The organism is Aquincola agrisoli (assembly GCF_036621135.1).
Lineage (GTDB): Bacteria > Pseudomonadota > Gammaproteobacteria > Burkholderiales > Burkholderiaceae_C > Aquincola > Aquincola agrisoli.
Genome location: NZ_JAZIBG010000036.1, coordinates 635,738 through 661,858, shown reverse-complemented (window position 1 = coordinate 661,858; position 26,121 = coordinate 635,738). Strand labels below are relative to the sequence as shown.

21 protein-coding genes are annotated in these 26,121 nt (G+C 69.2%); 12 read left to right on the top strand and 9 right to left on the bottom strand.

The features are described from left to right. The first annotated feature begins 239 nt into the window (after window positions 1-239). The 4 genes from V4F39_RS19595 to clpB all read left to right on the top strand — a co-directional run bounded on the left by V4F39_RS19595 (window position 240) and on the right by clpB (window position 4,530). Window positions 240-767 (top strand): molybdenum cofactor biosynthesis protein MoaE, encoded by a 528-nt coding sequence (locus V4F39_RS19595; protein WP_378235005.1) that lies wholly within the window; start codon window positions 240-242, stop codon window positions 765-767. A gap of 8 nt (window positions 768-775) precedes the next feature. Next, window positions 776-1,156 (top strand): CrcB family protein, encoded by a 381-nt coding sequence (locus tag V4F39_RS19590; RefSeq protein ID WP_332291504.1) that lies wholly within the window; start codon window positions 776-778, stop codon window positions 1,154-1,156. 43 nt (window positions 1,157-1,199) lie between these two features. Next, complete coding sequence (locus V4F39_RS19585; protein WP_332291502.1) at window positions 1,200-1,769, top strand: flavin reductase family protein; 570 nt, start codon at window positions 1,200-1,202, stop codon at window positions 1,767-1,769. A gap of 157 nt (window positions 1,770-1,926) precedes the next feature. Next, window positions 1,927-4,530 carry an ATP-dependent chaperone ClpB gene (gene clpB, locus V4F39_RS19580; protein WP_332291500.1) on the top strand — a complete coding sequence of 868 codons (2,604 nt, stop codon included), beginning with the start codon at window positions 1,927-1,929 and terminating at the stop codon, window positions 4,528-4,530. A 55-nt stretch (window positions 4,531-4,585) separates the two neighbouring features. Here clpB and V4F39_RS19575 read toward each other — a convergent pair whose 3' ends face one another. From V4F39_RS19575 to V4F39_RS19565, 3 genes are all read right to left on the bottom strand, one after another. Further along, window positions 4,586-5,590: a flagellar hook-length control protein FliK gene (locus V4F39_RS19575; protein ID WP_332291499.1), complete on the bottom strand. Its 1,005-nt coding sequence runs from the start codon at window positions 5,588-5,590 to the stop codon at window positions 4,586-4,588. A 138-nt stretch (window positions 5,591-5,728) separates the two neighbouring features. Then, on the bottom strand, window positions 5,729-6,856 hold the full coding sequence (locus V4F39_RS19570) for a DegT/DnrJ/EryC1/StrS family aminotransferase (RefSeq protein WP_332291497.1): 1,128 nt from the start codon (window positions 6,854-6,856) through the stop codon (window positions 5,729-5,731). 16 nt (window positions 6,857-6,872) lie between these two features. Next, a complete protein-coding gene (locus tag V4F39_RS19565) occupies window positions 6,873-7,358 on the bottom strand; it encodes a sugar 3,4-ketoisomerase (protein WP_332291496.1) in 486 nt (161 codons plus the stop codon). A gap of 230 nt (window positions 7,359-7,588) precedes the next feature. Between V4F39_RS19565 and V4F39_RS19560 the strand changes: the two genes are divergently transcribed. The 6 genes from V4F39_RS19560 to V4F39_RS19535 all read left to right on the top strand — a co-directional run bounded on the left by V4F39_RS19560 (window position 7,589) and on the right by V4F39_RS19535 (window position 14,541). After that, on the top strand, window positions 7,589-8,512 hold the full coding sequence (locus V4F39_RS19560; protein WP_332291495.1) for a GNAT family N-acetyltransferase: 924 nt from the start codon (window positions 7,589-7,591) through the stop codon (window positions 8,510-8,512). A gap of 18 nt (window positions 8,513-8,530) precedes the next feature. Then, window positions 8,531-9,271, top strand: a complete 741-nt coding sequence (locus tag V4F39_RS19555) for a class I SAM-dependent methyltransferase (protein ID WP_332291494.1) — start codon at window positions 8,531-8,533, stop codon at window positions 9,269-9,271. Further along, window positions 9,264-10,652 (top strand): hypothetical protein, encoded by a 1,389-nt coding sequence (locus tag V4F39_RS19550; protein ID WP_332291493.1) that lies wholly within the window; start codon window positions 9,264-9,266, stop codon window positions 10,650-10,652. Before V4F39_RS19555 ends, V4F39_RS19550 begins: the two co-directional genes overlap by 8 nt. Next, on the top strand, window positions 10,649-11,377 hold the full coding sequence (locus V4F39_RS19545; protein ID WP_332291492.1) for a class I SAM-dependent methyltransferase: 729 nt from the start codon (window positions 10,649-10,651) through the stop codon (window positions 11,375-11,377). Before V4F39_RS19550 ends, V4F39_RS19545 begins: the two co-directional genes overlap by 4 nt. A gap of 118 nt (window positions 11,378-11,495) precedes the next feature. After that, window positions 11,496-13,100, top strand: coding sequence for a methyltransferase domain-containing protein (locus V4F39_RS19540; protein ID WP_332291491.1), 1,605 nt, complete (start codon window positions 11,496-11,498; stop codon window positions 13,098-13,100). A gap of 97 nt (window positions 13,101-13,197) precedes the next feature. Then, entirely contained in the window at window positions 13,198-14,541 is a 1,344-nt protein-coding gene (locus tag V4F39_RS19535; protein WP_332291490.1) for a hypothetical protein, read from the top strand. A gap of 67 nt (window positions 14,542-14,608) precedes the next feature. Here the strand turns inward: V4F39_RS19535 and V4F39_RS19530 are convergent, their stop codons facing one another. The 4 genes from V4F39_RS19530 to V4F39_RS19515 form a co-directional block, all read right to left on the bottom strand. Next, a complete protein-coding gene (locus V4F39_RS19530; RefSeq protein WP_332291489.1) occupies window positions 14,609-16,879 on the bottom strand; it encodes a hypothetical protein in 2,271 nt (756 codons plus the stop codon). 10 nt (window positions 16,880-16,889) lie between these two features. Continuing rightward, on the bottom strand, window positions 16,890-18,830 hold the full coding sequence (locus tag V4F39_RS19525; protein WP_332291488.1) for an O-linked N-acetylglucosamine transferase, SPINDLY family protein: 1,941 nt from the start codon (window positions 18,828-18,830) through the stop codon (window positions 16,890-16,892). A gap of 158 nt (window positions 18,831-18,988) precedes the next feature. Next, the gene (locus V4F39_RS19520; protein ID WP_332291486.1) at window positions 18,989-19,870 is read right to left on the bottom strand and encodes a flagellin N-terminal helical domain-containing protein; all 882 of its coding nucleotides are present in this window, start codon (window positions 19,868-19,870) and stop codon (window positions 18,989-18,991) included. A 198-nt stretch (window positions 19,871-20,068) separates the two neighbouring features. Continuing rightward, window positions 20,069-21,292 carry an HD-GYP domain-containing protein gene (locus V4F39_RS19515; protein WP_332291485.1) on the bottom strand — a complete coding sequence of 408 codons (1,224 nt, stop codon included), beginning with the start codon at window positions 21,290-21,292 and terminating at the stop codon, window positions 20,069-20,071. Window positions 21,293-21,454: 162 nt separating this feature from the next. Between V4F39_RS19515 and V4F39_RS19510 the strand changes: the two genes are divergently transcribed. Beyond that, window positions 21,455-22,972 carry an MFS transporter gene (locus tag V4F39_RS19510; RefSeq protein ID WP_332291484.1) on the top strand — a complete coding sequence of 506 codons (1,518 nt, stop codon included), beginning with the start codon at window positions 21,455-21,457 and terminating at the stop codon, window positions 22,970-22,972. Window positions 22,973-22,996: 24 nt separating this feature from the next. Here V4F39_RS19510 and V4F39_RS19505 read toward each other — a convergent pair whose 3' ends face one another. Together V4F39_RS19505 and V4F39_RS19500 are read right to left on the bottom strand one after the other, a co-directional pair. Further along, the gene (locus V4F39_RS19505) at window positions 22,997-24,406 is read right to left on the bottom strand and encodes an FAD-binding oxidoreductase (protein ID WP_332291483.1); all 1,410 of its coding nucleotides are present in this window, start codon (window positions 24,404-24,406) and stop codon (window positions 22,997-22,999) included. Window positions 24,407-24,473: 67 nt separating this feature from the next. Beyond that, window positions 24,474-24,860, bottom strand: coding sequence for a DUF2069 domain-containing protein (locus V4F39_RS19500; protein ID WP_332291482.1), 387 nt, complete (start codon window positions 24,858-24,860; stop codon window positions 24,474-24,476). 19 nt (window positions 24,861-24,879) lie between these two features. Between V4F39_RS19500 and V4F39_RS19495 the strand changes: the two genes are divergently transcribed. Continuing rightward, window positions 24,880-26,109 (top strand): YihY family inner membrane protein, encoded by a 1,230-nt coding sequence (locus tag V4F39_RS19495; RefSeq protein WP_332291481.1) that lies wholly within the window; start codon window positions 24,880-24,882, stop codon window positions 26,107-26,109. Window positions 26,110-26,121 lie beyond the last annotated feature (12 nt).

Sequence of the window (26,121 nt, the reverse complement as noted above, 5' to 3'; positions counted from 1 at the left end):
TCGAACGACCGGATGACAAACCGTCATCGGGACGTGCGGCGGGGCGCAGGGGGCGGCAAAAAGAGGGGTGTTGCTGGCCAGGCGTTCCGTCGCGCATCCGACGACGGAACCGCAGCTCCGGTCAGAAGCGCTGCGGTTTTTGTTTGACGGCCGACGCCGGGCCGCGGAAGGCGGCAGCGGGGGCGGACGACAAGGCTTGGCTGGGCATGGGGGCGGATTCTAGGTGCCACAATGCTGCAATGCATCGAGATGTGGATTCCGCGCGCGTGCGGGTTCAGACGGCGGACTTCGATCTGTCCACCGAAGTGGCCGCGCTGCGCGCAGGCGACGGCGGGGTGGGCGCGGTGGCGGCGTTTGTCGGCACCGTGCGCGAGCGCGACCCGGCGGCCGCTGCCGATCCTGAGGTGAGCCTGCTCGAGCTGGAGCACTACCCCGGCATGACCGAGCGCGCGATCGAATCGATGATCGACGAAGCCCACGCGCGTTTCGCGATCCACGCGGCGCGTGTCGTGCACCGCGTGGGGCCGCTGCGGCCGCAGGAACAGATCGTCCTGGTGGCCGTCACGTCGGCGCACCGCGGCACCGCCTTCCAGGCCTGCGAGTTCCTGATGGACTACCTGAAGACCCAGGCCCCGTTCTGGAAGAAGGAGCACACGCCCGAAGGCGCCCGTTGGGTCGATGCCCGCGTGGCCGACGACGCTGCCGCGGCGCGCTGGGGCCTGCCTGCGGCCAATGCCGACGCCACGGCGCCGGGTGCCCCGGCATGACACCGGCCGTGTCCTGGCCCACGGTGGTGGCGATCGCCTTCGGCGCCGCCCTGGGCGCGCTCGCGCGCTGGGGAGCCGGGCTCTGGCTCAACGGCCTGTGGCGCGGCTTTCCGCTCGGCACGCTGGCGGTCAACTGCGTTGGCGGGATGCTGATCGGCGTGGCGATGTTCGGCTTTGCGCGCCACCCCGACGAACTGCTGCGTCACTTCGCCGTCACCGGCTTCCTGGGCGGGCTGACGACGTTCTCGGCCTTCTCGGGCGAATCGCTCGGGCTGCTGCAGCGCGGCGAGTTGCCGATGGCCGTGGCCCACACCCTGGCCCATGTGGCGGGCGCGCTGGCCTGCGCTGCCGCGGGCTTCTGGCTGGCGAAGGTGTTGTGGCGGGCATGAGGGTCGTCCGGCTCTCCGTGGGTGCTCGATGAGTGCGCCTGACATGCACCCGCCCGCCGCGGAAGGCGCCGAGCCGCACGCGGCCGATGCGGCCGCCGGCCCTGCCCGCCACGCGGCCCCGGCCCCGGCCGCCGACGACCGCCTGGCGCTGCGCGCCGCGCTGGGCCGGTACGCCACCGGCGTGACGATCATCACCTGCCGCAATGCCGCAGGCCTGCCGGTCGGGCTCACGGCCAATTCGTTCAGCGCGCTGTCGCTCGACCCGCCGCTGGTGCTGTGGTCGCTGCGGCGGGCGAGCTCGGCGCTGGCCAACTTCGCCGCCGCGCCGGTGTTCGCGGTCAACGTGCTGTCGGAGGCGCAGGTCGAGCTGTCGCGCCGCTTCGCCTCGCGAGAGGCCGACAAGTTCGCCCAGGGCGTCTGGCGCGACGGGCTGGGCGGCGCGCCGTTGCTCGAAGGCAGCACCGCCACCTTCGAGTGCCGGCTGGTCTCGCAGCAGGCCGCGGGCGACCACGTGCTCTTCATCGGGGAAGTGCTGCACCACCGGCACGATGCTGACGAGCCGGCACTGGCGTTCCACGCCGGCCACTACCACGCGGTGGGCGAGCGCCTCTAGCGTGCGCCGATGGGCGGCGGCGCGCCGCCCGGGCCAGCGTTGCCGCCCACGCACGGCGGGCACTCCGATTGCCGGCCACATGGCGCAAGCTTGATGCAGCGCAACTTGAAGAGCGCCGTCGCCGCCTCATATTTGTCGCAATCGGAGGTTCCACCCCATGCGAATTGACAAATTGACCACGGCCTTCCAGCAAGCGTTGGCCGAAGCGCAGACCCTCGCCGTCACGCGCGACAACCCCTACATCGAGCCGGCGCATCTGCTGGCGGCCATGCTGGCGCAGCCCGACGGGCCCAAGGCGCTGCTCGACCGCGCCGGCGCCAACACCGCGGCCCTGAAGACGGCGATGGACACCGCGATCAGCGGCCTGCCCCAGGTGCAGGGCAGCGGCCAGGTGGTGCAGCCCGGCCGCGACCTGGTCGCGCTGCTGCAGTCGGCCGAGAAGGAGGCCGGCAAGCGCGGCGACCAGTTCATCGCGAGCGAGATGTTCCTGCTGGCGCTGTCGGACGCCAAGACCGACCTCGCCGGCATCGTGCGCGGCCACGGCCTCACCCGCAAGGCGCTCGAAGCCGCGATCGACGCGGTGCGTGGCGGCGCGAAGGTCGACTCGGCCGAGGCCGAGGGCCAGCGCGAGGCGTTGAAGAAGTACACCCTCGACCTGACCGAGCGCGCCCGGCAGGGCAAGCTCGACCCGGTGATCGGCCGCGACGAGGAGATCCGCCGCGCGATCCAGGTGCTGCAGCGCCGCAGCAAGAACAACCCGGTGCTGATCGGCGAGCCGGGCGTCGGCAAGACGGCCATCGTCGAAGGCCTGGCGCAGCGCATCGTGGCCGGCGAGGTGCCCGAATCGCTGAAGGACAAGCGCGTGCTGTCGCTCGACATGGCGGGCCTGCTGGCCGGCGCCAAGTACCGCGGCGAGTTCGAGGAGCGCCTGAAGGCCGTGCTGAAGGAAGTGTCGTCCGACGAAGGCCGCATCATCCTGTTCATCGACGAGTTGCACACCATGGTGGGCGCAGGCAAGGCCGAGGGCGCGATGGACGCCGGCAACATGCTGAAGCCTGCGCTGGCGCGCGGCGAGTTGCACTGCATCGGCGCGACCACGCTCGACGAGTACCGCAAGTACGTCGAGAAGGACGCCGCGCTGGAGCGCCGCTTCCAGAAGGTGCTGGTGGGCGAGCCGACGGTGGAGGCCACCATCGCCATCCTGCGCGGGCTGCAGGAGAAGTACGAAGTGCACCACGGGGTCGAGATCACCGACCCGGCCATCGTGGCCGCGGCGGAGCTCAGCCACCGCTACATCACCGACCGCTTCCTGCCCGACAAGGCGATCGACCTGATCGACGAGGCCGCGGCCAAGATCAAGATCGAGATCGACTCCAAGCCCGAGGTGATGGACCGGCTCGACCGCCGGATGATCCAGCTCAAGATCGAGCGCGAGGCGATGAAGAAGGAGCACGACGAGGGCTCGCAGCGCCGGCTCGGCCTGATCGAGGAAGAGCTGGTCAAGCTGCAGCGCGAGTACAACGACCTCGAGGAGATCTGGAAGGCCGAGAAGGCCGCGGCGCAGGGTTCGGCCCACGTCAAGGAAGAGATCGACCGCATCAAGTTCCAGATCGAGGAGCTCAAGCGCAAGGGCGACTTCAACAAGGTGGCCGAGCTGCAGTACGGCAAGCTGCCGGGCCTGGAGGCGCGCCTGAAGGACGCGCAGGACAAGGAAGCCGGCAAGGCCGCGGGCGCCAAGCAGGGCCTGGGCCCGCAGCTGCTGCGCACGATGGTCGGTGCCGAGGAGATCGCCGAGGTCGTCTCGCGCGCCACCGGCATCCCGGTGAGCAAGCTGATGCAGGGCGAGCGCGAGAAGCTGCTGCAGATGGAAGCCAAGCTGCACGAGCGCGTGGTGGGGCAGGATGAGGCGATCCGCGCCGTGTCCGATGCCATCCGCCGCTCGCGCGCGGGCCTGTCGGATCCGAACCGGCCCTACGGCTCGTTCCTGTTCCTCGGCCCCACGGGTGTCGGCAAGACCGAGCTGTGCAAGGCGCTGGCCGGCTTCCTGTTCGACTCGACCGACCACCTGATCCGTGTCGACATGAGCGAGTTCATGGAGAAGCACTCGGTGAGCCGGCTGATCGGCGCGCCCCCGGGCTACGTGGGCTACGACGAAGGCGGCACGTTGACCGAGGCCGTGCGGCGCAACCCGTACAGCGTTGTGCTGCTCGACGAGGTCGAGAAGGCGCACCCGGACGTATTCAACGTGCTGCTGCAGGTGCTGGACGACGGCCGGCTGACCGATGGCCAGGGCCGCACGGTCGACTTCAAGAACACCGTGATCGTGATGACCAGCAACTTGGGCTCGCACCTCATCATGCAGATGGCGGGGCAGGACAGCGAGCTGATCCGCGAGGCGGTGTGGGCCGAGGTCAAGACGCACTTCCGCCCCGAGTTCCTGAACCGGATCGACGAGACGGTGGTGTTCCATGCGCTCGACCAGCAGCACATCCAGGACATCGCGAAGATCCAGCTCAAGGTGCTGGAGACGCGTGTCGAGAAGATGGACATGAAGCTCGACGTGTCGCCCGAGGCGCTGGTGGAACTGGCCAAGGTCGGCTTCGACCCGGTGTTCGGCGCGCGGCCGCTGAAGCGCGCGATCCAGCAGCGCATCGAGAACCCGGTGGCCAAGCTGATCCTCGAGGGCAAGTTCGGCCCGAAGGACGTGATTCCGGTCAAGGTCGAGAACGGCGAGTTCGCGTTCGACCGCGTGGTGCACTGACACCCCCCGGCCCTACGGCCGGCGCCCGCCCGTCTCCGCGAGGAGGCGGGCTTTTTTACGTGCGGTGCATGCCGTTGGCCGCCGCCAACGCAGCCAGTTCATCGGCCTGCTGCAGCACGAGCACGACCTCGGCCGCCGCGCGGAAGAGCGCCGGGGCGAGCTGGGTGGCGCTGGGCGGCAGGTGCAGCGGCAGGTTCGCGAAGGCGCTGCCGTGGCCGCTGCCGCGTTCCAGGCGCCAGCGCAGCAGCCGCAGGCCGGCCTGGCCCAGGGCCTGGGTGAAGGCCGGGAGGGCGGCCTGGACGACGGCGAGGGCCGAGGGCTCCTCCACCGCGATCGCGAGCCAGATGCCGCCCTGCGCCAGTTGCAGCTGCAGCACCATGCGCCCGAGCAAGGGCAGGTCGAGCGCCAGCCGCAAGGCGGGCAGGCCCCGCGGCGCGGTTGCCGGCGGGTCTTCGGGTTCGGGCTCCATCAGGCGCAGGGCGACCGGCTGGCCGTTCCAGGCGTGCAGCAGGTAGCCCATGCGGTCGGGTGGCGGTGCCGCGGGCAGCGAGGGCACCGTGCCGGCGGCCAGGAGCGCCGAGCCGGCCGGCACCGAGGCGAGCGACGGGAACTCGGCGGCGGCCCAGGTGCCGGACGGCAGCTCGGCGCGCGGCACGGCGGCGTCGGCCGCGGCGTGGTGGCCGGTGAGCACCTGGGCGCGCCAGGCCGCGGCGAGCGGCGCGGCCGGGGCGCCGCTCGGGCGGGCCAGCCGGGCCTCCGGCGGGACGAGGGTCGATGCCAGCGGTGCGGGCGAGGTGTCGGCCGGCGCCCCGGAAGGCAGCTGTTGGCCGCCGCGCGAGGGGTGCTTCTGTCCGTTGGCGAGCGCTTCCCATCCGGGCGGCAGTACCGGCTGCATCGAGGCCAGCAGGCCGGCCGTCGATTCCGTCGCGGCCGGTGCCGCGATGGGCGCCACGGCCGCCTGCAACGGCGCGACCGCCGGCGGATGCGGGCCGTGCCCGACGGACCACGCGGGCGAGGCGCGTGACACGGGTGAGATGGCGCTGATGCGGGGCGGGGCCATGGCGGGCGGGCGGCGGCGACGGACGGGCGTTGGAAGATAGGGCGGCGCGCGGGGCGCCGTTCTTAAGGCCTTTCGAAAGAAAAAAAGCCAGCGCGCAGGCTGGCTGGGTGGTGCCTGGCGACGGTGGGCCCGCCGACCTCAGGCCCTCTCCTCGAACACCTGCCGTGCAGTGTGGATCGCCTGGCACACGCGGCCGATGTCGTCCACCGTGAGGTGTGGACCCATCGGCAGGCTGAGCACTTCATCCTGCAGTTGCTCGGCTACCGGCAGGCTGCCCCGGGGGATGCCGAGCGCGGCGTAGGCGGGCTGCAGATGGGGCGCGACGGGGTAATGGATCAGCGTCTCGATGCCTGCGTCGCGCAGCGACTGCTGCAGCGCTTCGCGCGCGCGGCAGCGGACCACGTAGACGTGCCAGGCGGGCTCGTGGCCTTGGGGCACATGGGGCAGGCCGAGGTCGAGCCCTTGCAGGCCGTCGTGGTACGCCTGCGCCAGCTGCGCGCGGTGCGCGTTCTCTGCGTCGAGCAGCGGCAGCTTCGCCTGCAGCAGCGCAGCCTGCAGTTCGTCGAGCCGCGAGTTGTACCCCTGCACCTTGTTGTGGTACTTGATGCTGGAGCCGTAGTTGCGGAGTTCTCGCAGCCTGCCCGCCAGGTCGGGATCGCTGGTGACGATCGCGCCGCCGTCGCCCAGCGCACCGAGGTTCTTGCCCGGATAGAAGCTGAAGCCGGCAGCGTCGCTCAATGACCCCACACGCCGGCCGCGATAACGGGCGCCGTGGGCCTGAGCCGCGTCTTCGAACACTTTCAGGCCATGGGCCCGCGCCACGCGCAGGATCGGGTCCATGTCGCAGGCTTGACCGTACAGGTGCACGACCAGAACGGCGCGTGTGTTCGGCGTGATGGCCGCTTCGATGCGCTGTGGGTCGATGTTGTGCGTTTCCGGCAGCGGTTCCACCGGCACGGGCCGGGCGCCGGTGTGCGACACCGCCAGCCAGGTGGCGATGTAGGTGTTCGATGGAACGATCACCTCGTCGCCGGGGCCGATGCCGTGGGCCTTCAAGATGAGATGCAGGGCATCGAGGCCATTGCCCACGCCGATGCAGTGCTTGGCACCGCAGTATTCGGCAAACGCACGCTCAAAGCCTTCCAGCTCCTTGCCCATGATGTACCAGCCGCTGGCGAGTACGCGCTCGAAGGCTGCAGAAAGCGCCGGGCCGTGCGCGGCGTTGATGGCCTGCAGGTCGAGGAATGAGGTCTTGCGTGGGCTCACGGAGATGGTGCCTCGTTCAGCGGCAGGATTGGGCGAATTCGGCGTACGTCCGGATGTAGTCGGCTTCGTCGTAGTGGTCGGAGGCGAGCACGAGTGCAACCGATCCGGAAGAGAAGTTGTCCAGCTCACGCCAAACCATTGGCGGGATGTACAAGCCGTAGTACGAACGGTTGAGGTGGAAGCGTTGCCGCCCGTTGCCGGCGTCCAGCACGACGTCAAAGCTTCCCGAAATGGCGATGACGAACTGGTGCGTCGTTTTGAGTGCATGACCACCCCGATCGGAACCGCCGGGCACGTCATACAAATAGAAGATGCGGTTGAACTTGAACGGGAGATGGCGGCCCGCTTCGATGAATGTCAGGTTGCCGCGCGGATCGTTGATCTTGGGCAGATCTATGAGCGTGCAGGCACTGAGCCGCGATGTGCCTGCTTGCTTCGGGCGCGCGGCGCGTGTGGTGGCCGTGCGTGTCGGGGCTTCCGGCACTTCCAACAGGTTGCTCATCTGAACTCCAGGAGTGGATGGCCGCGCTGAACCGCAGCCGTTCATACCAGTTTAGGAATGCGAGCCCAGCCCGATGAATCGATAAGTGGCCTGGATGCCGTCCAATTGCGTGCTGTCATGGCGGCGAAATGGCGGGATGGAGGGCTGCTTATCCGGCCCTGCCGCTTGCTTGCGCGGCGTCCAATCCGGCGAACGAGATCTAGCCCGCCCTGCGTTGCTGCAAAGGTTCCATGGTTGCCTCCCGATTGCTCGAGAACACGTTCGCCCATCCGGGGCTTGGTGCGCTGTTTCAGCGAGCGCCTTTTTTCGAGCTGCATGCACAAGGCCGCGGCGTTTTCTTCGAATGGGAAAAGGGCGGCCATGTCGTTGCCAGTGTGCATTTCACGCCCATGGGCAGCGGTTTGTGGCGCAGCCCTGCCCGGGGCACTTACGCCGGCTTTGCCACTGCGCCGGGTTTGCACACCGACGCTCTGTTCGAGTTCCACGATGCCGTGGTCGCCAGGCTGGGCGCGCTTGGCGCTAGGCGCATCGAAGTGCTGCCTGCGCCGATGGCCCATGATCCGATTGCCTTCTCCAACCAGGCCTACCTGTTCCACGCCCGCGGCTATTCGGTCACGCAGTGCGATCTGAACCACAGCCTTGCCGTCGACGCACAACCGTTTGAGGCGCGGATGAGCTATGGCAACGTCAAGCGGCTTCGCAAGTGTCGCAAGGAGGGCATCGAGGCTGGCACCCTACCGCCCGAGGCATTGCCCGAGGTCTATGCGGTGCTGGCCGCCAACCGGGCCAGCAAGGGCCACGCGATGTCCATGACCCTGTCGCAACTGCAGGACATGCAGGCGCGCTTTCCTGAATCGATGGCGCTCTTCGGCTGCCGTGCCGGCGCCGAGCTTGCGGCCTCGGCACTGTGCCTGCGAGTGCAACCCCACGTGCTCTACGTCTTTTACTGGGGCGATCGCCCCGGCTATGCCACTCTCAGCCCTGTGGTCAGCGTGGCCGATGCCATCTATTCGTATTGCCAGGCCGAAGGCATTGCGCAGATCGACGCGGGGACTTCCACGATCGACCGCGAAGCCAACCATGGCCTGATCCAGTTCAAGCGGGGTCTGGGGTTCTCGGAGTCGCTCAAGGTTCGCATGGCGCGCGACGTTTGATCACCACTACGCATTCCCATGGCACGTGACATCGAAGACTACACGGCGCAATACCAGCGCCTGCCGTTCGAGCCCTTGCAGGCTGCCTATCGCAGGCGACGGGTGCTGGCAGAGATCGCCAGGCATCGACCGCGCCGGCTGCTGGAGATCGGCTGCGGGCATCTGCCCTTGTTCACCGACCTGCCTGACATGGCCTGCACGGTGATCGAGCCGGCACCGATGTTCGCCAGCAACGCCAGGGAACTTGCCGCCTGCCGGACCGATGTGCGTGTGATACAGGCCTACGCAGAGTCCTGCGACTTCCCGCCGGCTGAGCCAACCTTCGACATGGTCGTCCTTGGATGCGTATTGCACGAGGTCGACGACCCGCAAGCCCTGTTGGCCGCCGCGCGGCGCTTCTGCGTGGCCGACACGGTGCTGCACGTGAACGTGCCGAATGCACATTCGTTGCACCGCCTGCTTGCCGTGGCGATGGGATTGATACCGGCCGCCGATGTGATGTCCGACACCCAGCGCACGATGCAGCAGAGGGGCATCTACGACATGTCGTCGCTGAGTGAGGAGTTGGCGTGCGCGGGTTTCGCCGTCCTGGAACATGGCAGTCTGTTCGTCAAGCCCTTCACGCACGGCCAGATGCAGGAACTGGTCGACCTGGGCTTCCTGACCCCGGCGCTGCTCGAAGGATTTGATCGACTTGTCGAGCAACTGCCCGACCTAGGTTCAGAGATCTGGGCCAATGCGAGGATTCAGCATGTCTGACAAGGCCCCCGCTCTGCTCGTCGGCAACAACCTGGCCGTTCTGGTCGCCGCCGATGCCCTGCTGCGCAAGGGGAGGGCGGTCACGCTGCTGACCGACGGCAAGGCTCTGGGTGGACATTTTGCCGGAACACGTGTCGACGGACATGATTTCGACATCGGCATGGTGCTGCTCGAGCGGCCGGCTGGCACAGGCCCTTCGCCATCGGCGATCGACTACCGGGCGGAGGTCCGCAACGACTGGACGCGTTTCTCGCCGCAGGTGGCTGCCTGGATGGACGAGCGGATGGCGCCGCGCCGCGTGCCCACTCCGACTGTGCAAGTCGATGGGCGGTTCGGCCCCGACTACCTGATCGCCAATCGGCTCGACCTGCTGGCAGGGACACGAATGTCTGCGCAGCCGCTGATAGACCGGGGCGATCCGCGTCACGCCATTCACAAGACAGCCGGGCCGGTGTACGACAGTCTCAGCTACGCCGACGCGGCACTGGCCAACCACGGCGCTGCGTGGCACGAGCGGTACATCGAGCCCTTCGTACGCAAGCTGCTGGACGCTTCGTCATCCGATTTCCTGGCGAGATTCCATCGCGCGGGCTGGGTGCCGTTGTACTACCCCGAGACGCTGGCGTCGGCATGCCGCGGCGAGCCGGTGTTGTTGCCCGAATATCCGTTTCACATGCCGCAGGAGGGCCTCGTCGGAACGTCGGTAGCCGCCTTGGCCGACCGCGTCGTCCAGGCGGCCGGCTGCCGCGTGCTCAGAGCGCCCGTGCAGTCGCTGCATCTGGCAAACGGCGCCTGGCAGGTGCAGTGCGACGGCGAGGTCATCGGTGCGCAGCGGCTCGTGCTGGGGCTCGCGCCGGAACGTTGCCAAGCGCTGCTGCGCTTGCCCGCCATCGAACCCCAGCGTGCCACGTCGGTGGCCCTGATATTTGCGCTGGTGCGGTCGTCGGACATCGGCCGGGCGCTCAGCTGCCACATGGTGGTCGACGAGGACTTCTGCACCTACCGGGTCTGCGACCAGGACGCGCTGGCCGGGCGGGACACCGAATGGCACCGCGTGGTCTTGGAGGCCAGCCCGCGTTGTCTGGCCGCGCGGGCTGCGCTTGACGATGGCCCGTCCGTACAGGCGGTACTGGCTGAGGAACTGCGAAGCTTGATGCACTTGCCGTCGACGGCGAGCGTGCGGCCCCTGAAGAGCTTCGTGGCGCGCAACGCGCTGGTGCTGCCCACCGCCGCGGCCGTGGCAAGCCATCGCGCCACCTCGGCCGCACTGGCAGAGGTGGCGCCGGGCGCACGCCTGACCGGCACCCTGCTCGGTTATGGCGTGGCCTCTTTCAATGACCAGATCGTGCAGGGCCTGCAGATCGCCCAGGAGCTGGAATGACCGACCGACTAGCCGAACTCGAACGTATCGCGCACCAATACCACCTCAACGCCGAAGTGCCGGACAAGTTCATCGAGGACATCTGCCAGGAGCATTGCTGCCGCTGGTTGGCCAGCCTGATCCGGGCCGATGACCGTGTCATCGAGCTGGGCTATGGTGAAGGCATCACGCTGGCTCGCCTGAATGGGCTGGCCCGCCGGTACACAGTGGTGGAAGGCGCGCCGAGCCTCGTGGACGTGATCCGTGACAAGCACCCGCATGTGGACGTCGTGTCGTCGCTCTTCGAAGAATACCGGCCCTCCGAACCTTGTGACCGCTTGCTGGCGCTGCACGTGCTGGAGCATGTGGATGAGCCTGTGGCCCTGGCGAGGCACCTTCGCACGTGGTTGCAGCCGGATGGGGAACTGCTGGTGGTGGTGCCCAACCGCGATTCGCTGCACCGCAGGCTGGCGGTACTGATGGGGTTGCAGCCGGCGCTCGATACCTTGAGCCCGCGGGACCACCTGGTCGGGCATCAGCGCGTCTATGACCTGCAGACGCTGGAAGCCGACCTGCGCGAAGCAGGATTCGAGCCCTTCGAGCGGCGAGGCTTCTTCCTGAAGACGCTGCCCAACGGGATGATGCTCGACCACTCGCCTGCGCTCATACAGGCCTTGAACGACCTCGGCGACGAGCTGCCGCCCGCGATGGCCGCCAACATTGCGGTAAGGGCGCGGCCGGCCTGAGCACGCCACCGGTGGCGCCGAGATGCGGCGGGAAAGTGGCTTTGATCACGCCATTCCGCGTCGACGCACTGCATAGAGTGGCCATACCCGCGGCTCGCCGCGACAACTCCAAGCCGCCATGCAATTGCCCTCGGTCCACCTTGCCATCATGCAGCCCGCGGGCTACATCCATTCGCTCGCCTTCGTCGACCACGCCAGGTACTTCCGGCGCCAGTTCCGTCGTTTCGGTGCCGAGGTCACGATCGGCAAGAACCGGTTGCGGGAAGACTCGGTCAACTTCGTCTTCGGGGCTCACCTGGGTTTTCCGATCGACTGGGCGGCGCGCCACACCTGCGTGTTCGTGAACCTGGAGCAACTCGGCAGCGGCGGGGCAAACGTGAATGCCGCCTACCTCGAGCTGCTGCGCAAGTCCGCCGTGGTCGACTACGACGCCGAGAATGTCGCGGCTTACGCACAGGACCCGGCGGACGTGCCGCTGGTGCCTTTCCTGTATGCCGACTACCTGGCCGGTCCCGATTCGGTCCCGCTGGCCGAGCGGCCGATCGACCTGCTGTTCTTCGGCAGCCTGAACCAGCGGCGCAAAGATTTCCTGAGCCGTGTCGAGGCCTGCGGCGTGAAGGTGGCGGCCTTCGACCATCCGATCTATGCCGCGGAGCGCGATCACTTCATCCGCCAGTCGAAGGCAGTGATCAACTGCCACTTCTACGAGGCCAGCCGATTCGAGCAGGCGCGGGTGTTCCAGTGCCTGTCGCTGGGCACGCCGGTGATATCGGAGCGCACGCCGCGCACGCGGCCTCCCGCTGCTTATGACGATGCCGTGTTCTGGCTCGATGACGATCGCGCCGTCGATGTCTTCTTCCGCGAGCACTTCGGTACGCAAGCCTTCTTCGACGAGGCGCAGGCGCGGCTGGCCGCGTTCCGTGCGCACGATCCCGTCGAGGCCTATGCGGATCTCCTGGCCTTTGCGGTCGGCTACGCAAACGCGCACCGGGAGGCCCATCCGCCCGTGGTGTGGCAGCCGACGCGGATGAACCTCGGCTCGGGCAAGGACTACAAGGCGGGCTGGCTGAACGTCGACATCCTCGAGCGGGCAGAGCCCGACGTCGTGCTCGACCTGGGCCAGGCCGTCGAGCTGCCCCTTCGGCTGGCGGGCTGCCGCGGCGGCGAGGTGCTGCTGGAGCCGGGCAGCCTCGACCGCGTCTATGCCAACAACGTGCTGGAGCATGTGCCCGATCTTCCGCGCCTGATGACCAATGTGCTTGCGCTGCTGAAGACGGGGGGCGAGTTCCAGATCGAGGTGCCGTACGAAAAGGCCGCCACCGCGTGGCAGGACCCGACGCACCTGCGCGCGATGAACGAGCAGTCGTGGCTGTACTACACGGGTTGGTTCTGGTACCTCGGCTGGTTCGAGCACCGCTTCGACATGACTGCGTCCAACTGGCTCGACCTCCAGTTGCAGCCGTGCGCGCAGGAGCAGGCCGCCTTCATGAAGGTCACGCTGCGCAAGGTGGAGACGACGCCGCACGAACGCACGATCGCCCGCACGATGCAGGCGGACTTCGGTGGCCTCGAGGCCGACGAGCAGATCTGGTCGATCGATGAGCCTGTAGTTGCAGCCCCGGTGCCCGCGCAAGCGGCGTCGCCTGCTGGTGCGGCCGCAGCCGCAGCGGTGCCCCCGCTGTCCGTGGCCATCGAGGCGGCCTTGGCGGGCTTGCCCAATTGAGCCAGTGCGCGCTGGATCCAAGCTGATGACCTCCCAGAGGAATGAAAGACTGGCGCCACCTGCAACGACTACCGTGGTCGTGCGCGGTGGAGTAGACGTGGGCGGCGACTCGCCGCCTGAAGCAGATCCCGCGTGGCTTGCTGCATTGCCTGCTGCCCATCGTGTGCTGGCTGTCGGGGCGGACGCTGCCCTGCTGGCCGGCGCGCATGGCGCCCGCTGGCCCGGCGCCCGGTGGTGGGCTACCGACCTGCCTGGCGAGGCCGCCGGCGGCCCGATGCCCGAGGCCGTGCAATGGCTGTCCGACGTGGATGCGGCCGACGCGCCGCAGGCCGTCGACCTGCTGGTCCTGGGGAGCGCCTTCGCAGGCTTGTCGGGTGCGTTGCCTTGGCTTCGCCAGGTGTCGCAACGCTGTACCCGGCGTGCGCGCCTGGTGCTCATGCTGAACAACGCGTCGTCAGCGACCCATATCGAACACCTGCTGCAGGCGGACGCGACGCCGGAAGGCGTGGGCGCAGATCCCGCCGTGCCCCGGCAGACGCCGCCCACGCTCTACAAGCTGCTGATGGATGCGGGTTGGATGCCCCGCCTGCTGCATCACACGGACTGCGAGCCCGCGAGCGCGGCGTCGGGCGATGCCTTGCGAATGGCGGCGCAGGCGCTGGGCGTCGGTGCGGGCCAGGTGGATCTGCTGCATCGCATGCAGCGCCTGGTCATCGCCGCCGAACGCGACATGGAGCACGCGCCGATCGAGCCAGGTGCCGCGCGGTTCTCCGTCGTCGTGCCCACGACCGATGCGCGCCAACTGCGTGCCAACGTCGAATGTTCGCCTGGCCTGCACGAGGTCGGGGCGCGCATCGTGTCGGTGAGGAACGTTGCCTCGCCCGCGGATGCCATCGAGCAGGCGCGGCCGCATTGCGAGGCCGATTGGGTGTTGATGTGCCACCAGGACGTCTACTTTCCGGCCGGCTTCGGCGAGCAACTCAACGCGGTGCTGGCCTCCATACCCGCCGAGGAGCGGAGCGCGACGCTGATCGGCTTCGTGGGCATGGGCGTGGATCGGGCGAAGCGCCAGCCGGTGAATGCCGGCCATGTGATCGATCGCCTCAGCCGGGCTGATTTCGAAGCCTCGGACACGGCCTTGTCGATCGACGAACTGGCGATCGTGATGGCGCGCGACTCGGTGCACCGCATCGATCCGGGCATCGGCTGGCACCTCTGGGCTACCGAGCTGTGCCTGACGTCGATCAAGACGCACGGGCGCTTCCCGCGCATCGTGCGCCTGCCGCTGTTCCACAACTCGCGCACGGGCTGGACGCTGCCTGGCGCCTTCTATGACGCCGCCGAATACCTGATGGCGCGGCATGCGGACTTCGTGCCCATCCACACGCTGTGTGGCGTGCTGGACGCTGCGTTCCTGCAGCGGCGGCCGCGCGAGAACTGAACCTCGGGGTGCGATGGGCATGGCGCCCACGCTGAATGCTCGAACGCCGGCGCTTGCCGGCGTTTGTTCATGCGGTGATCGGCAGCAGAGCCGCTTCGCTGACCAGTTCCCCCAGCACCGATCTGAACCGGCGGGCCGAGAAGTTCTCTTCGTAGAAGGCGCGGGCGCGCTGCCCGAGTTCCTTGTGCTGCGGCGCGTAGGTACGAAGGCGCGAAGAGAGATCGTCCAGCGTGGTCCAGCCCAACTCCTGATGGGCGTAGAGCGTGTAGTTCTGGAGCAGCGAGCCCGTGTGCTCGCCCTTGTAGAAGATCAAGGGCAGCGCTGCGCCTTGTGCCTCGATGGCCGAACGACCGCCGCCGACGGGCGCCGAACCCAGATAGAAGCCAACGTCGAGCGCAAGCAGCGTGTCCCACAGCGACGCCACGGCGCCCAGGGGCACGAAGCGGCCGGGGGCCACGCCTGCGGCCGCCAGGTGCTCGCGGATCTGCGTGATCCATGCCTCGTCCAGCATGCCGATGTGATAGAAGCTGCCGGGCACGGCTTGCAGCACGGTGGCCACGATGCGGTGCAAGGCGAGTTCGCCCGACTTGCTGTACTTGGCAGGGTGGCCGCAGGTGGCGACGGACAGCGCGCGACCGTCCGGCGCCCCGGAGCGCCGGACGCCTCGGTCGGCGACATGCATCGGCAGCAGCGTGGTCTGGTGGCCGAGGTGCTGGGTGCAGGTCTGCTGCAGCAGGTCCGACAGGTCGGCATGCTGCAGGCCTTTCAGCGTGCAGCCCAGGCTCGGGTTGTGGTCGCCGTGGTGGACGAAGGTCTTGCGCGATGCCGGGTGGCTCAAAGTTGCCACGAACGGGATGGGATCCTGGTGGTGCTGCACATAGACGATGTTGTCCACGTTCAGGTGCGCGACGATGCGCCGCAGGGCCTGCGACTTGTCCCACATGCCGACGGCCGGCAGGCAGACCACGTGGATGCCGCTGAACTTGTCGCGGATCCACTGCAGCTTGTCGTCTTCGGCCTTGTAGTTGCCGAACAGGTCGGTCAGCACGATCACGGGCCGCTTGACGGCGCGCGCGATGTCCTCGATCACGCGCGTATGGCCCCCGATCTGGTAGACCTCGGTGGCCACGATCAACGTCACGTCGGAGAACTGCTCGGCGGCCGGCGCCGAGCCCGCGTCGACCAGCTTCGACAGGCGTTCGATCATCTGATCGAGCTGCGGGTAGTACAGCGCCTGATGCTTGACATCGGGCAGGCAGTAATGCTGGTGCACCGTTCCTGCGATGGTTTGCAGGGCGTCCTCGTAGCGTCCGGCTGCGATCAGCTGTTCGGCCTGGCGTGCAGGCCCATCCATGTGCTGGAACAGCGGGGCGGCGCCGCGCGGCGCTTGCGGCCGTGCATCGACCTCGACATGCCGGGTCCGGGCGGCAGCCCATGAGATCGCGGTGTCCGTCGCCGGTCGGGTGGCCTGCGCAGCCCGATGGGCTGGCCAGCGGCTGGTGGCCGCAGCGAGCATGTCTGCATAGCAGCTGCCGACATCGATCTGCCAAAAGCGTTCGATCTGCCGTCGAGCCCGGCCGGCGAAGGAGAGGCTCGCCAGGGCGTGGTTCAAGCCTTCTTCGATGAGGCCGGCCGGGTAGCCGTTGACGCAGCCGTCGAGGTAGGCCGGCAGCGCCGAGGGCGCAGCCATCTCGCACAGCACCGGCGTGCCGAGCGTCAAGCTCGTGGCCGCGTGCTGCCAGGCCACAGAGCCGCTGTCGCTCGCGGCCAGCAGAAGCACCACGCGGGCCTGTCGCACCAGCGCGTCACGGCGGTCCGCCGGCAGCGTGTCGGGGGCCACCGCAACGCTGCGGCCTTGCGCTTCGAGGCGCGTGAGCAGCGCGGTCTGGCGTGGGCTCACCGTACCCAGCAGCAGGATGTCCAGGGGTCTGTCCGACAAAGGGGGGGCTGCCGCAGGGCCCGGCCGCCCGGGTAACGGGCCGTGCACGAGGATAGGCATCGCATGCACGCCGAGGCTGATGCGTGCCGCCTGGTCCGGATCGTCGCTGACCTCCAGGCAGCCGCCGGGCAACACGCCCGGTTCCCGCTGCCGGGAGGTCGCGGCAAGGTCGACAGCGATGGCGAGGTGCTGCTCGTACAGGCTGGCCTGCGCACACCTCCGAGGCTCGAAGACGAAATTGATCGCATCATGGCGCAGGCGGTTGGGCTCGGTGCTGACCGTCCGGCCCAGGGCTTCGAACCGGAACCGGAACTGGGCGATGGCGTCGGCGACCGCCTGGCTGTGGGCCGTGCCCGGGGGGTGCATCAAGCACAGGTGGACTGCGATGGGGTCGGCCATGGTGTCGTGTTCAGCGTAGGGCGGCTGGCGCCGGTTCTGCCGCCAGGTGTTCGGGCGGCAGGCCCGCTCGATGGCGTTCGAACATGCGTTCGAGCAGGCGGTGGTAGCTCTCGGCGTAGGCCGCGATGTCGAAGAGCGGCAGCTGCAGCCGGTGGTCGTCGAGATGCTCTTTCAGCGCCCGAAGCGCGGGCCCGTCGTTGGCGAGTGTTATGGCCTGCCGTACGTAGGCATCGTCATCGGCGCAAGCCAGTTGCGGCAGGCCGCACGCGCTGACGAGGCTCGCCGCCACCCGCGAGGCGAAGGTTTCGCCCGGCACCGTCAGCACCGGTACGCCGGCCCACAAGGCTTCGCTGGCGGTGGTGTGGGCGTTGCAGGGCCAGGTGTCTAGGAACAGGTCGGCGCAGCGCAGGCGGGCGATGTGCTCGTCCGGCGGCAGGCGGGGCGAAAAGAACACCCGGCTCGGCGGTATGCCCCTTTTTTGCAGTTCCTGCAGCAGATTGCGCTGGCCGTGGGCGTTCCAGGAGAGCATCCACAGCACCGCGCGCGGCGCGTCCGACAGGATGCGGCTCCACAGGTCCAGCATCGCCGGCGACAGCTTGTAGCTCTGGTTGAAGCAGCACATGACGACGGCGTCGTCCGGCAGGCCGACCGCGGCACGGCCCGGGGAGGGGGGCAGCGGCCGCCGGCTGTCGTTGGGCTGGTAGCTGGCGGGCATCTGGGCGATGCGCTCGCTGAAGTGCGCGGCATGGTCCAGCGGCGTGACGACCGGGTCGCCGATCACGTAGTCGAGGAACTTGGCGCCGGTGGTGCCTGGGTAGCCGAGGAAGCTGACCTGCACGGCTGCGGGCCGTTCGGCGAGCAGCGTGAAACGTGTGCCCTGCGTGTAGCCCTTGAGGTCGATCGCGATGTCGATGGCGTCCGCACGCATGCGCTGCGCGATCGCCGTGTGCGTCATCGGCGTCACGTCGACGTAGTGGTCGGATGCCGCGCGGATGCGGCGCTGGATGTCCGAGCCGTCGTGCTTGCTGTGGCAATAGAGAAAGACCTCGAAGCGGCCGGTGTCGCGGCGCTCCAGCAGTTCTGCGATCAACTGCGACGTGGCGTGGCTGTACAGGTCGTTGGACAGGTAGCCGACGCGGATGCGGCCGGGCGGCCGGGCTCCCGGGCGCGGCAGGGGCACGGCGTTGCCGACGCGCTCGTGCAGGTAGACCTCGCCGAGCCGCCGCTGACGCTGCGCACCGGCCGGCACGGCCAGCAGTGCGAACGGCTCGATGTTGGCCACGATGCGTGCCGGTGCCTCGTCGATGCAGCGCAGCAGCGCGGCCGTGTCCTCCTCGAGGTGCTGCCAGTCGCACGCCTGCCGGCTGGCCATCAGCAGCAGCGGCAGGGTCTGTGCACGGACCTCGCCCTCCTTGTCGAGCGCGATGGCCGTGCGAAAGCAGATCGCCGCTTCGTTCTCGCGGTTCATGCGCTTGAAGGCGAGCCCCATGCGGTAGTGGGTCGGCGCATCGTCCATCTTCATCGAGAGGGCGCGCAGGAACAGCGGGATCGACTCGGCGGCGCGATCCGCGAACAGCAGCGTCACGGCATGGGCGACCAGGAAGTCCCGGTCGCGCGCCACGTCCGCAGCCAGCGAGGCGAACACCTCGGCCGCCTCGGCATAACGGTGCTGCTGCGTGAAGCACTCGGTCAGCAGCAGACAGGCCAGCGCGTTGCGTGGCTCCAGTGCATAGGCACGCTGCGCGGCGGGCAGCGCGAGCTCCGGCTCACCCGACTGCACATGCACCCGCGCCAGTTGCATCCAGACCAGTGTGTCGGCGGGCGCCAGGTGGGCTGCCTGGCTCAGCGACCGGACGGCATTGGGCCATTGCCGGGCCTTGATCGCCTGCATGCCGGCCTGGAGGTGTTTTTGCGCTTGGGCAGGGGCGTGGGGTGATGGGTTGTGATTCATGGCACGGCCGTAGGGACGTTTCAGTCTAGGGACGGCGGGCGGCGAGCATGCGCCGAACAGGCCCGCTGAACCGTCCCTGTTCACACCCCGCCGGCCGGCCCGGAAACGAAAAAACCAGCCCGAAGGCTGGTTCTCGAAGGGGTCGGGGCTGACCCGGATCAGTTCAGCAGCGACAGGGCCAGCTGGCTCATCGACGAGCTCTGCTTGAGCATCGAGGTGCCGGCCTGCAGCAGCAGTTGCTTCGACGTCATGGTCGCGGTTTCGCTGGCGAAGTCCACGTCGGTGATGCGGCTCTTGGCAGCGGCCGTGTTGGTGCTCATGTTCGACAGGTTGTTGTAGACATGATCCAGGCGGTTGGACGCGGCGCCCAGGGCGGAGCGCAGGCCGCCAACGTCGTCCAGCGCGCTGCCGATCGCCTCGATCTTGCCGTTGGCGGCGGACAGCGTGTTGATTTCGCTGTTGCCGACCGAGGTGCCGTAGTTCGTGCTCAGGCCGGTCAGCTTCGTCGCGAGGGCGGTCAGCTTGGCGCTCACGTTGACTTCCATCGTCTCGCCCTTGTCAGAGCCGATCTGGAAGGTCATCGCCGCGCTCAGCTTGCCAGACGCGCCGTTGGTGGTCGAGCCGTCGCTGAAGAGGTTGGCGCCGCCGAAGGTGGTGTTCTTGATGATGTTGCCGATTTCGGCGCCGAGGCTGTCGTACTCGGCCTGCATGGCCGCGCGGTCTTCCGTGGAGGCGGAAGCGGTCGCCGATTCCGTCGCCAGGTCCTTCATGCGCATCAGGATGTTGGTGACTTCGTCGAAGGCGCCTTCAGCGGTCTGCATCATCGAGATGCCGTTTTGCGTGTTGCGCTGGGCGACGGCCATGCCGCGGCTCTGGGCTTCCAGGCGGGTCGAGATCTGCAGGCCGGCGGCATCGTCCATCGCGGAGTTGATGCGGTAGCCGGTGCCCAGGCGGGTCAGCGATGCGGACAGGGCGCGCTGGGTGTTGGAGACGGCGCTGGTGGTCGACAGGGCAGCGGCGTTGGTGTGAAGGCTCAGCATGGAAAGCTCCGTAAGTCGGGTGGGGAAGTCGGGCAATCAGTCGCCCTCACCGCTACAAGACGACCGGCCCGCCCCCGTCCTTAAACGCCGCTCGATCAACACCGCGTTTTTGCGTGCCCGGCCCCGTTTTCAGCCGATCCGGCGTGACTTAGTACGCAATCGGCGGGGCCGCCGGGCTGAAGGAGACCCCTGAGGGGTCTACCGGGCCGCGCCCAGCCAGAGCTTGTCCAGGTCCTTGAAACGCCAGGCCTCGGGCGACTCGATGCCGGTGATCTTGTCGTTCGCCTTGGGGTCGGCCAGGTCGAGCTCGAACGGCTCCAGCGCGTGGCGGTCCGTCACCGAATAGAACACCATGACCTTCGGCGCCAGCAGCGACGCCTGGCCCTGCTGGCGCACCACGGCCAGCCGCTCCGAGCGCAGCCGCACGAGCGAGCCGTTCGGGTACACGCCCACCGCCTTCACGAAGAACTGGAAGACCTTGGGGTCGAACTGCCCCTTGGTGTGCGCCAGGTGGCTCATCGCCTCGCCCGGGTCCCAGGGCGCGTGGTACGGGCGGCGCGAGGTGACGGCGTCGTACACGTCGCACAGCGCGGCCATGCGCGAGAGCAGGCTGATGTTGTCGCCGGCCAGCCGGTCCGGGTAGCCCATGCCATCGATGCGCTCGTGGTGGTGCAGCGCAACGTCGATCACCGCGCTGCTGAAGCCGCCGGCCTCCATCAGCAGCTGCTGGCCGTGGCGCACATGGGCCTGGAACAGGGCCTGCTCCTCGTCGGTGAGGCGGCCGGGCTTGTCGTGCAGCTCGGCGGGCATGCGGGTCTTGCCGATGTCGAGCATCAGCCCGGCCAGGCCGGCCTCGCGCGTCTGTTCCGGCGTCAGGCCCATCTGCCGCGCGAGCGACACCATCAGTGCGCACACGGCCACCGCGTGCATGTAGGCGTAGCCGTTGGCGGTCTTGAGGCGCGCCAGGCTGGTCAACGTGGTGGGGTTCTGCGCCACCGAGTCGATCACTTCGTGCACCACCGGCACGCAGTGCTCCGCGTCGATCGCGTTGCCCATCCGGGCTTCCTGGAACAGCCTGTGCACGACGACCATCGAGCGCTGCGCGAGCGCGGCGGCCTGCCGGTAGTCGGGGCCGGCATCGGGCAGCGGCAACTGGGCGGGGACGGGCGGCGCGGGTGTGTCGGCCGGCGGCGGCAGCGGCTCGTCGGCGGCGGCCGGTTCGGCGGCCTCGGCGGGCACGTCGAGGCCGCGGTCCGTGTCGATCACCAGATCGGGCACGCCGCTTTCGAGGACCTTGGCCAGCACCCGTTCGTCGTTCAGCAGGAACTTGCTGCGCCAGAACGGGTGCGACATCCAGGAGCCGCCCAGCTCCTGGATGAACATGCCGACTTTCAGTTGATCAGGGGTAATGCGTTTGAGCACGGCGGTAGCTTGCCTCAATCGGCGGTGGCCGATCGCCGGAGAAACGCGGCTGCGGCCGCCCGGTTTTTGTCATCGGGGTGGGGGATCATCCGCGCCTCACGGTGTCGATCGGGATCGGTCCCGTTCGTCGCACGTGACACGTGACCGCCAGGATTTTCCGACATGACGACAACAACGACGCCCACAAGGGCAGGCCGGCGCGAATGGATCGGCCTGGCCGTGCTCGCGCTGCCGTGCGTGGTCTATGCGATGGACCTCACGGTACTGAACCTCGCGCTGCCCGCCATCGCGGCCGACCTGCAGCCGTCGGCGGCACAGCAGCTGTGGATCATCGACGTCTACGGCTTCCTGGTCGCGGGCTTCCTGATCACGATGGGCACGCTCGGCGACCGCATCGGCCGCCGCCGGCTGCTGATGATCGGCGCGGCTGCGTTCGCGGCGGCCTCGGTCGCGGCGGCGTACGCGGACAGCGCCGGGATGCTGGTGGCGATGCGTGCGCTGCTGGGGGTGGCCGGCGCCACCCTGGCGCCGTCGACGATGTCGCTGATACGGAACATGTTCCACGACGAGCAGCAGCGGCAGTTCGCGATCGGCGTGTGGGTGTCCAGCTTCTCGGTGGGCAGCGCGGTCGGGCCGCTGGTGGGCGGCGCGATGCTGCAGTACTTCGCGTGGGGCTCCGTCTTCCTGCTCGCGGTGCCGGTGATGGTGCTGCTGCTCGTGCTGGGGCCGCGGCTGCTGCCGGAGTACCGCGATCCGCACGCCGGCCGGCTCGACCTGCCGAGCGTCGCGCTGTCGCTGGCGGCAGTGCTCACGGTGATCTACGCGTTGAAGCGCATGGCCGAGCACGGTGCCTCGCCGGCCGGTGCCGTGCTGCTGGCGGCGGGCGTGGCGATCGGTGCGGCCTTCGTGCGGCGCCAGGGCCGCATCAGCTACCCGCTGCTGGACCTGCGGTTGTTCCGGCTTGCCGTGTTCCGCGCGGCGCTGTCGGCCTACGGGCTGTCGTGCCTGGCGATGTTCGGCTGCTACATCTTCATCACGCAGTACCTGCAGCTGGTGCTCGGGCTGTCGCCGCTGGTGGCCGGCGTGGCCACCGTGCCGTGGGCGCTGGGCTTCGTGGCGGGTTCGATGCTGGCGCCGGGCTGGGCGCGGCGCTGGGGCGGCGGCCAGGTGCTGGTGCGCGGCCTGGCCGCGGCGGCCGCGGGCATGGCGCTGCTGATGCTGGCCGACACCCGCCACGCGCTGGCGTGGACGGTCGCCGGCATGGTCGTGATGAGCCTGGGCATGGCGCCGGTGTTCACGATCGGCACCGAGATGATCATCACGTCGGCGCCGCCGGAGCGGGCCGGCGCCGCGTCGGCCATCGCCGAGACCAGCTCGGAGTTCTGCGGCGCGCTGGGCATCGCGCTCTTCGGCAGCCTGGGCACGGTGCTCTACCGGTCCACGCTGGCGGCTGCGGTGCCCGAGGCAGGCGAGCAGGCGCTGTCGACGCTGGGCGGCGCGGTGGCGGCGGCCCAGGCCGCCCCGGGGCCGGCGGGCGAGCTGCTGCTGGCCGCGGCGCGCGCGGCCTTCACTGATGCGCTGCAGTGGACGGCCGGCGTGGGCGCCGTGCTGGTGCTGGCGGCGAGCCTGATCGCGGCGCGCATCCTGCGCGGCGGCACGGCGGCCGCGCAGCCCGGCTGACGGGCAGCGCGCCCACCCGGGCGTTCACGGGCCGAGCACCCGCCCCGGGTTCAGCAGGCCCTGTGGATCGAGTGCCTGCTTCACCGCCCGCATCAGGCCGAGCGCCACCGGGCTCTTGCGCGCGGCCAGCTCGTCGCGCTTGAGGTGTCCGATGCCGTGCTCGGCCGAGATCGAGCCGCCGCGCGCGTCCACGGCGTCGTACACGATGCGGTTGACGGCGGCCTCGTGCCGCGCGATGAATTCCGCCGGCGCCATGCCCGGGGGCGCCTGCACGTTGTAGTGCAGGTTGCCGTCGCCCAGGTGGCCGAAGTTCACCAGCGCCGCGCCGGGAAACGCCGCTGCCAGCGCGGCATCGGTCGTGGCCACGAAGCCGGGGATGGCCGACACCGGCAGCGCGATGTCGTGCTTGATGTTCTGGCCTTCGGCGGACTGGGCCTGCGGGATCGATTCCCGCAGCTGCCACAGCGCCTTCGATTGCGCGAGGCTGCCGGCCACGGCGGCGTCGAGCACCACGCCGTCCTCCAGCGCCGCTTCGAGCAGCCCCTCGAAGAGCGCCCGTGCATGGGCCTCGCTCTCGCCGTCGGACTGCTCCAGCAGCACCGTCCACGCGGCCCCCGGCAGCGGCTGGGCACACTGCGGGAAGTGCCGCGCCACGAGCGCCAGCGCCAGGCGGTTCATCACCTCGAAGGCCGTCAGCCCCGCGCCCAGCCGGGCGCGCGCCCGCATCAGCAGCGCGACGCAGGCTTCCAGCGACGGGCAGGCCGCGAGCGCGGTCAGCGTGGCCACGGGTTGCGGGTACAGCTTCAGCGTGGCCGCGGTGATCACGCCCAGCGTGCCTTCGCTGCCGATGAAGAGGTCGCGCAGGTCGTAGCCGGTGTTGTCCTTGCGCAGGCCGGAAAGGCCGCTCCACACCTCACCCTGTGCGGTGACCACCTCCAGCCCCAGGCACAGTTCGCGCGTATTGCCGTAGCGCAGCACCTGGGTACCGCCGGCGTTGGTGGCGAGGTTGCCGCCGATCGTGCAGCTGCCTTCGGCAGCCAGGCTGAGCGGGAACAGCAGCCCCTGCGCGCGCGCGGCCGCCTGCAGTGCCTGGAGCACGCAGCCGGCCTCGGCCGTCATCGTCAGGTTCGCGGCGTCGATGCCGCGCACCCGGTTCATCCGCGTGAGGCTCAGCACCAGCTGGCGGCCGGTGGCGTCCGGCACGCCGCCGCCGACGAGCCCGGTGTTGCCCCCCTGCGGCACCACGCTGGCGCCGTGTGCCGCGGCCAGGCGCAGCACCGCGGCCACCTCGGCCGTGCTGCCCGGCCTGGCCACCGCGAGCGCCTGGCCGGGCCAGCGGCGGCGCTGCTCCTGCTCGTAGGGGGCCGCGTCCGGGCCCGTCAGCACCTGGGCGTCGCCGATGGCCCGGCGCAGCGCCTCGACGAGCCCGCTCACTGGACTACCCTGCGCACTGCATGCTCCGGGATGAGCGCTTGGGAGCGGCCCGGCGCGCTCATGAGGCCTACGCCGCGGCGCCCAGCTCGCGCCCGCGGCGCAGCCGCCAGCGCACATGCCACGCGCAGGCCGCGAAGAGCACCACGCACAGCAGCACCTGCAGGGCCGCGAGCCCGGCGCTCAGGCCGCGCTCCGACGTGGCGCGCACGACGCCCTCGGTGAAGTACAGCCACACCAGCAGGCTGACCCAGCGGTAGGTGCGCATGCGGTACTTCAGGAAGCCCGCCAGCGGCACCGCCAGCGGCAGCACCTTCAGCGCCCAGGTGCGCTGGCCGGTGGGCGCGAGCCACAGCTCCCAGGCCAGGCCGAGCACGATCAGCCCCAGCAGGCTGGCCACGGCGATGGCGCGGGTGCAGCGGGTGACGCGATCGGGCAGGACGGGGGCTTCTGGCATGGGCTGGCATGATAGGCCCATGCCCTCCGTGACCCTCGTGCGCCGCTCCTGGCGCGACCGGGCCCTGCGCGCTGCCGACACGCTGCGCACCTGGCCCTGGCTCGATACCGTGCGCACCCTGCGCGACCGCTTCCGCGAGGACCGCCTGGGCCTCACCGCCAGCAGCCTCACCTTCACCACGCTGATCGCGCTGGTGCCGCTGGTGACCGTGATGCTCGCGGTGTTCTCGGCGTTCCCGATGTTCTCCTCGTTCCGCGTGTCGCTGGAGAGGTACTTCCTGCAGACCCTGGTGCCCGACAACATCGCCAAGCCGGTGCTGACCGCGGTCACGCAGTTCGCCCGCCAGGCGACCAAGCTCGGCAGCGTGGGCCTGGTGGTGCTGCTGCTCACCGCGCTGGCGCTGATGCTCACCATCGACCGCACGCTCAACACCATCTGGCGCGTGCGCCGGCCGCGGCCGATCGCGCAGCGCGTGCTGGTGTACTGGGCGGCCATCACGCTCGGGCCGCTGGTGCTGGGCGTGAGCCTGTCGATGACTTCTTATGCGATCTCGGCCTCGAAGGGGCTGGTCGGCACCATGCCCGACGCGGTCAACCTGCTGCTGAACCTGCTGGAGTTCGCGCTGCAGGCGGCGGTGGTGGCGGGGCTCTTCCATTACGTGCCGAACACCGACGTGCGCTGGCGGCATGCGCTGGCCGGCGGCGTGTTCTGCGCGGTGGGCTTCGAGGTGGCGAAGAAGCTGCTGGCCTGGTACGTCGCGCTGGTGCCGACCTATTCGACCGTGTATGGCGCCTTCGCCACGCTGCCCATCCTGCTGCTGTGGATGTACATCGGCTGGGTGATCGTGCTGCTCGGCGCGGTGATCGCGGCCTATGCACCCAGCCTGTCGATGCGCATCGTGCGGCGCCGCGCGGTGCCGGGCCACCGCTTCACGCTCGCGCTGGGGGTGCTGCGGCTGCTGCTGGAGGCGCACCAGGGCGATCGCCACGGCCTCACGATCCGCCAGCTGGCCGAGCAGCTGCGCACCGATCCGCTGCTGGTCGAGACCGTCGTCGATGCGCTGATCGACATCGACTGGGTGGGCCGCCTGGAAGAGGCGGGCGGGCAGCGCCACGTGCTGCTGGCCGATCCGGCGCATGTGCCGCTGCAGGCGTTGGTCGACGAGCTGCTGCTGGTGCCGGACGCGGGGACGCAGGTATTCAGGGAGCGGTCGAGCCTCGGGGCCTTGCGGCTCGGCGACGTGCTGTGAGGCCGGGCCGCC

What these genes read in the sequence shown, in the direction of transcription:
- V4F39_RS19500 (WP_332291482.1), bottom strand. Translation starts at nt 24,860, where the DNA reads ATGCCAGAAGCCCCCGTCCTGCCCGATCGCGTCACCCGCTGCACCCGC.
- V4F39_RS19525 (WP_332291488.1), bottom strand. Translation starts at nt 18,830, where the DNA reads ATGAATCACAACCCATCACCCCACGCCCCTGCCCAAGCGCAAAAACAC.
- V4F39_RS19550 (WP_332291493.1), top strand. Translation starts at nt 9,264, where the DNA reads ATGTCTGACAAGGCCCCCGCTCTGCTCGTCGGCAACAACCTGGCCGTT.
- clpB (WP_332291500.1), top strand. Translation starts at nt 1,927, where the DNA reads ATGCGAATTGACAAATTGACCACGGCCTTCCAGCAAGCGTTGGCCGAA.
- V4F39_RS19540 (WP_332291491.1), top strand. Translation starts at nt 11,496, where the DNA reads ATGCAATTGCCCTCGGTCCACCTTGCCATCATGCAGCCCGCGGGCTAC.
- V4F39_RS19595 (WP_378235005.1), top strand. Translation starts at nt 240, where the DNA reads ATGCATCGAGATGTGGATTCCGCGCGCGTGCGGGTTCAGACGGCGGAC.
- V4F39_RS19530 (WP_332291489.1), bottom strand. Translation starts at nt 16,879, where the DNA reads ATGGCCGACCCCATCGCAGTCCACCTGTGCTTGATGCACCCCCCGGGC.
- V4F39_RS19555 (WP_332291494.1), top strand. Translation starts at nt 8,531, where the DNA reads ATGGCACGTGACATCGAAGACTACACGGCGCAATACCAGCGCCTGCCG.
- V4F39_RS19520 (WP_332291486.1), bottom strand. Translation starts at nt 19,870, where the DNA reads ATGCTGAGCCTTCACACCAACGCCGCTGCCCTGTCGACCACCAGCGCC.
- V4F39_RS19560 (WP_332291495.1), top strand. Translation starts at nt 7,589, where the DNA reads ATGGTTGCCTCCCGATTGCTCGAGAACACGTTCGCCCATCCGGGGCTT.
- V4F39_RS19495 (WP_332291481.1), top strand. Translation starts at nt 24,880, where the DNA reads ATGCCCTCCGTGACCCTCGTGCGCCGCTCCTGGCGCGACCGGGCCCTG.
- V4F39_RS19585 (WP_332291502.1), top strand. Translation starts at nt 1,200, where the DNA reads ATGCACCCGCCCGCCGCGGAAGGCGCCGAGCCGCACGCGGCCGATGCG.
- V4F39_RS19575 (WP_332291499.1), bottom strand. Translation starts at nt 5,590, where the DNA reads ATGGCCCCGCCCCGCATCAGCGCCATCTCACCCGTGTCACGCGCCTCG.
- V4F39_RS19510 (WP_332291484.1), top strand. Translation starts at nt 21,455, where the DNA reads ATGACGACAACAACGACGCCCACAAGGGCAGGCCGGCGCGAATGGATC.
- V4F39_RS19565 (WP_332291496.1), bottom strand. Translation starts at nt 7,358, where the DNA reads ATGAGCAACCTGTTGGAAGTGCCGGAAGCCCCGACACGCACGGCCACC.
- V4F39_RS19545 (WP_332291492.1), top strand. Translation starts at nt 10,649, where the DNA reads ATGACCGACCGACTAGCCGAACTCGAACGTATCGCGCACCAATACCAC.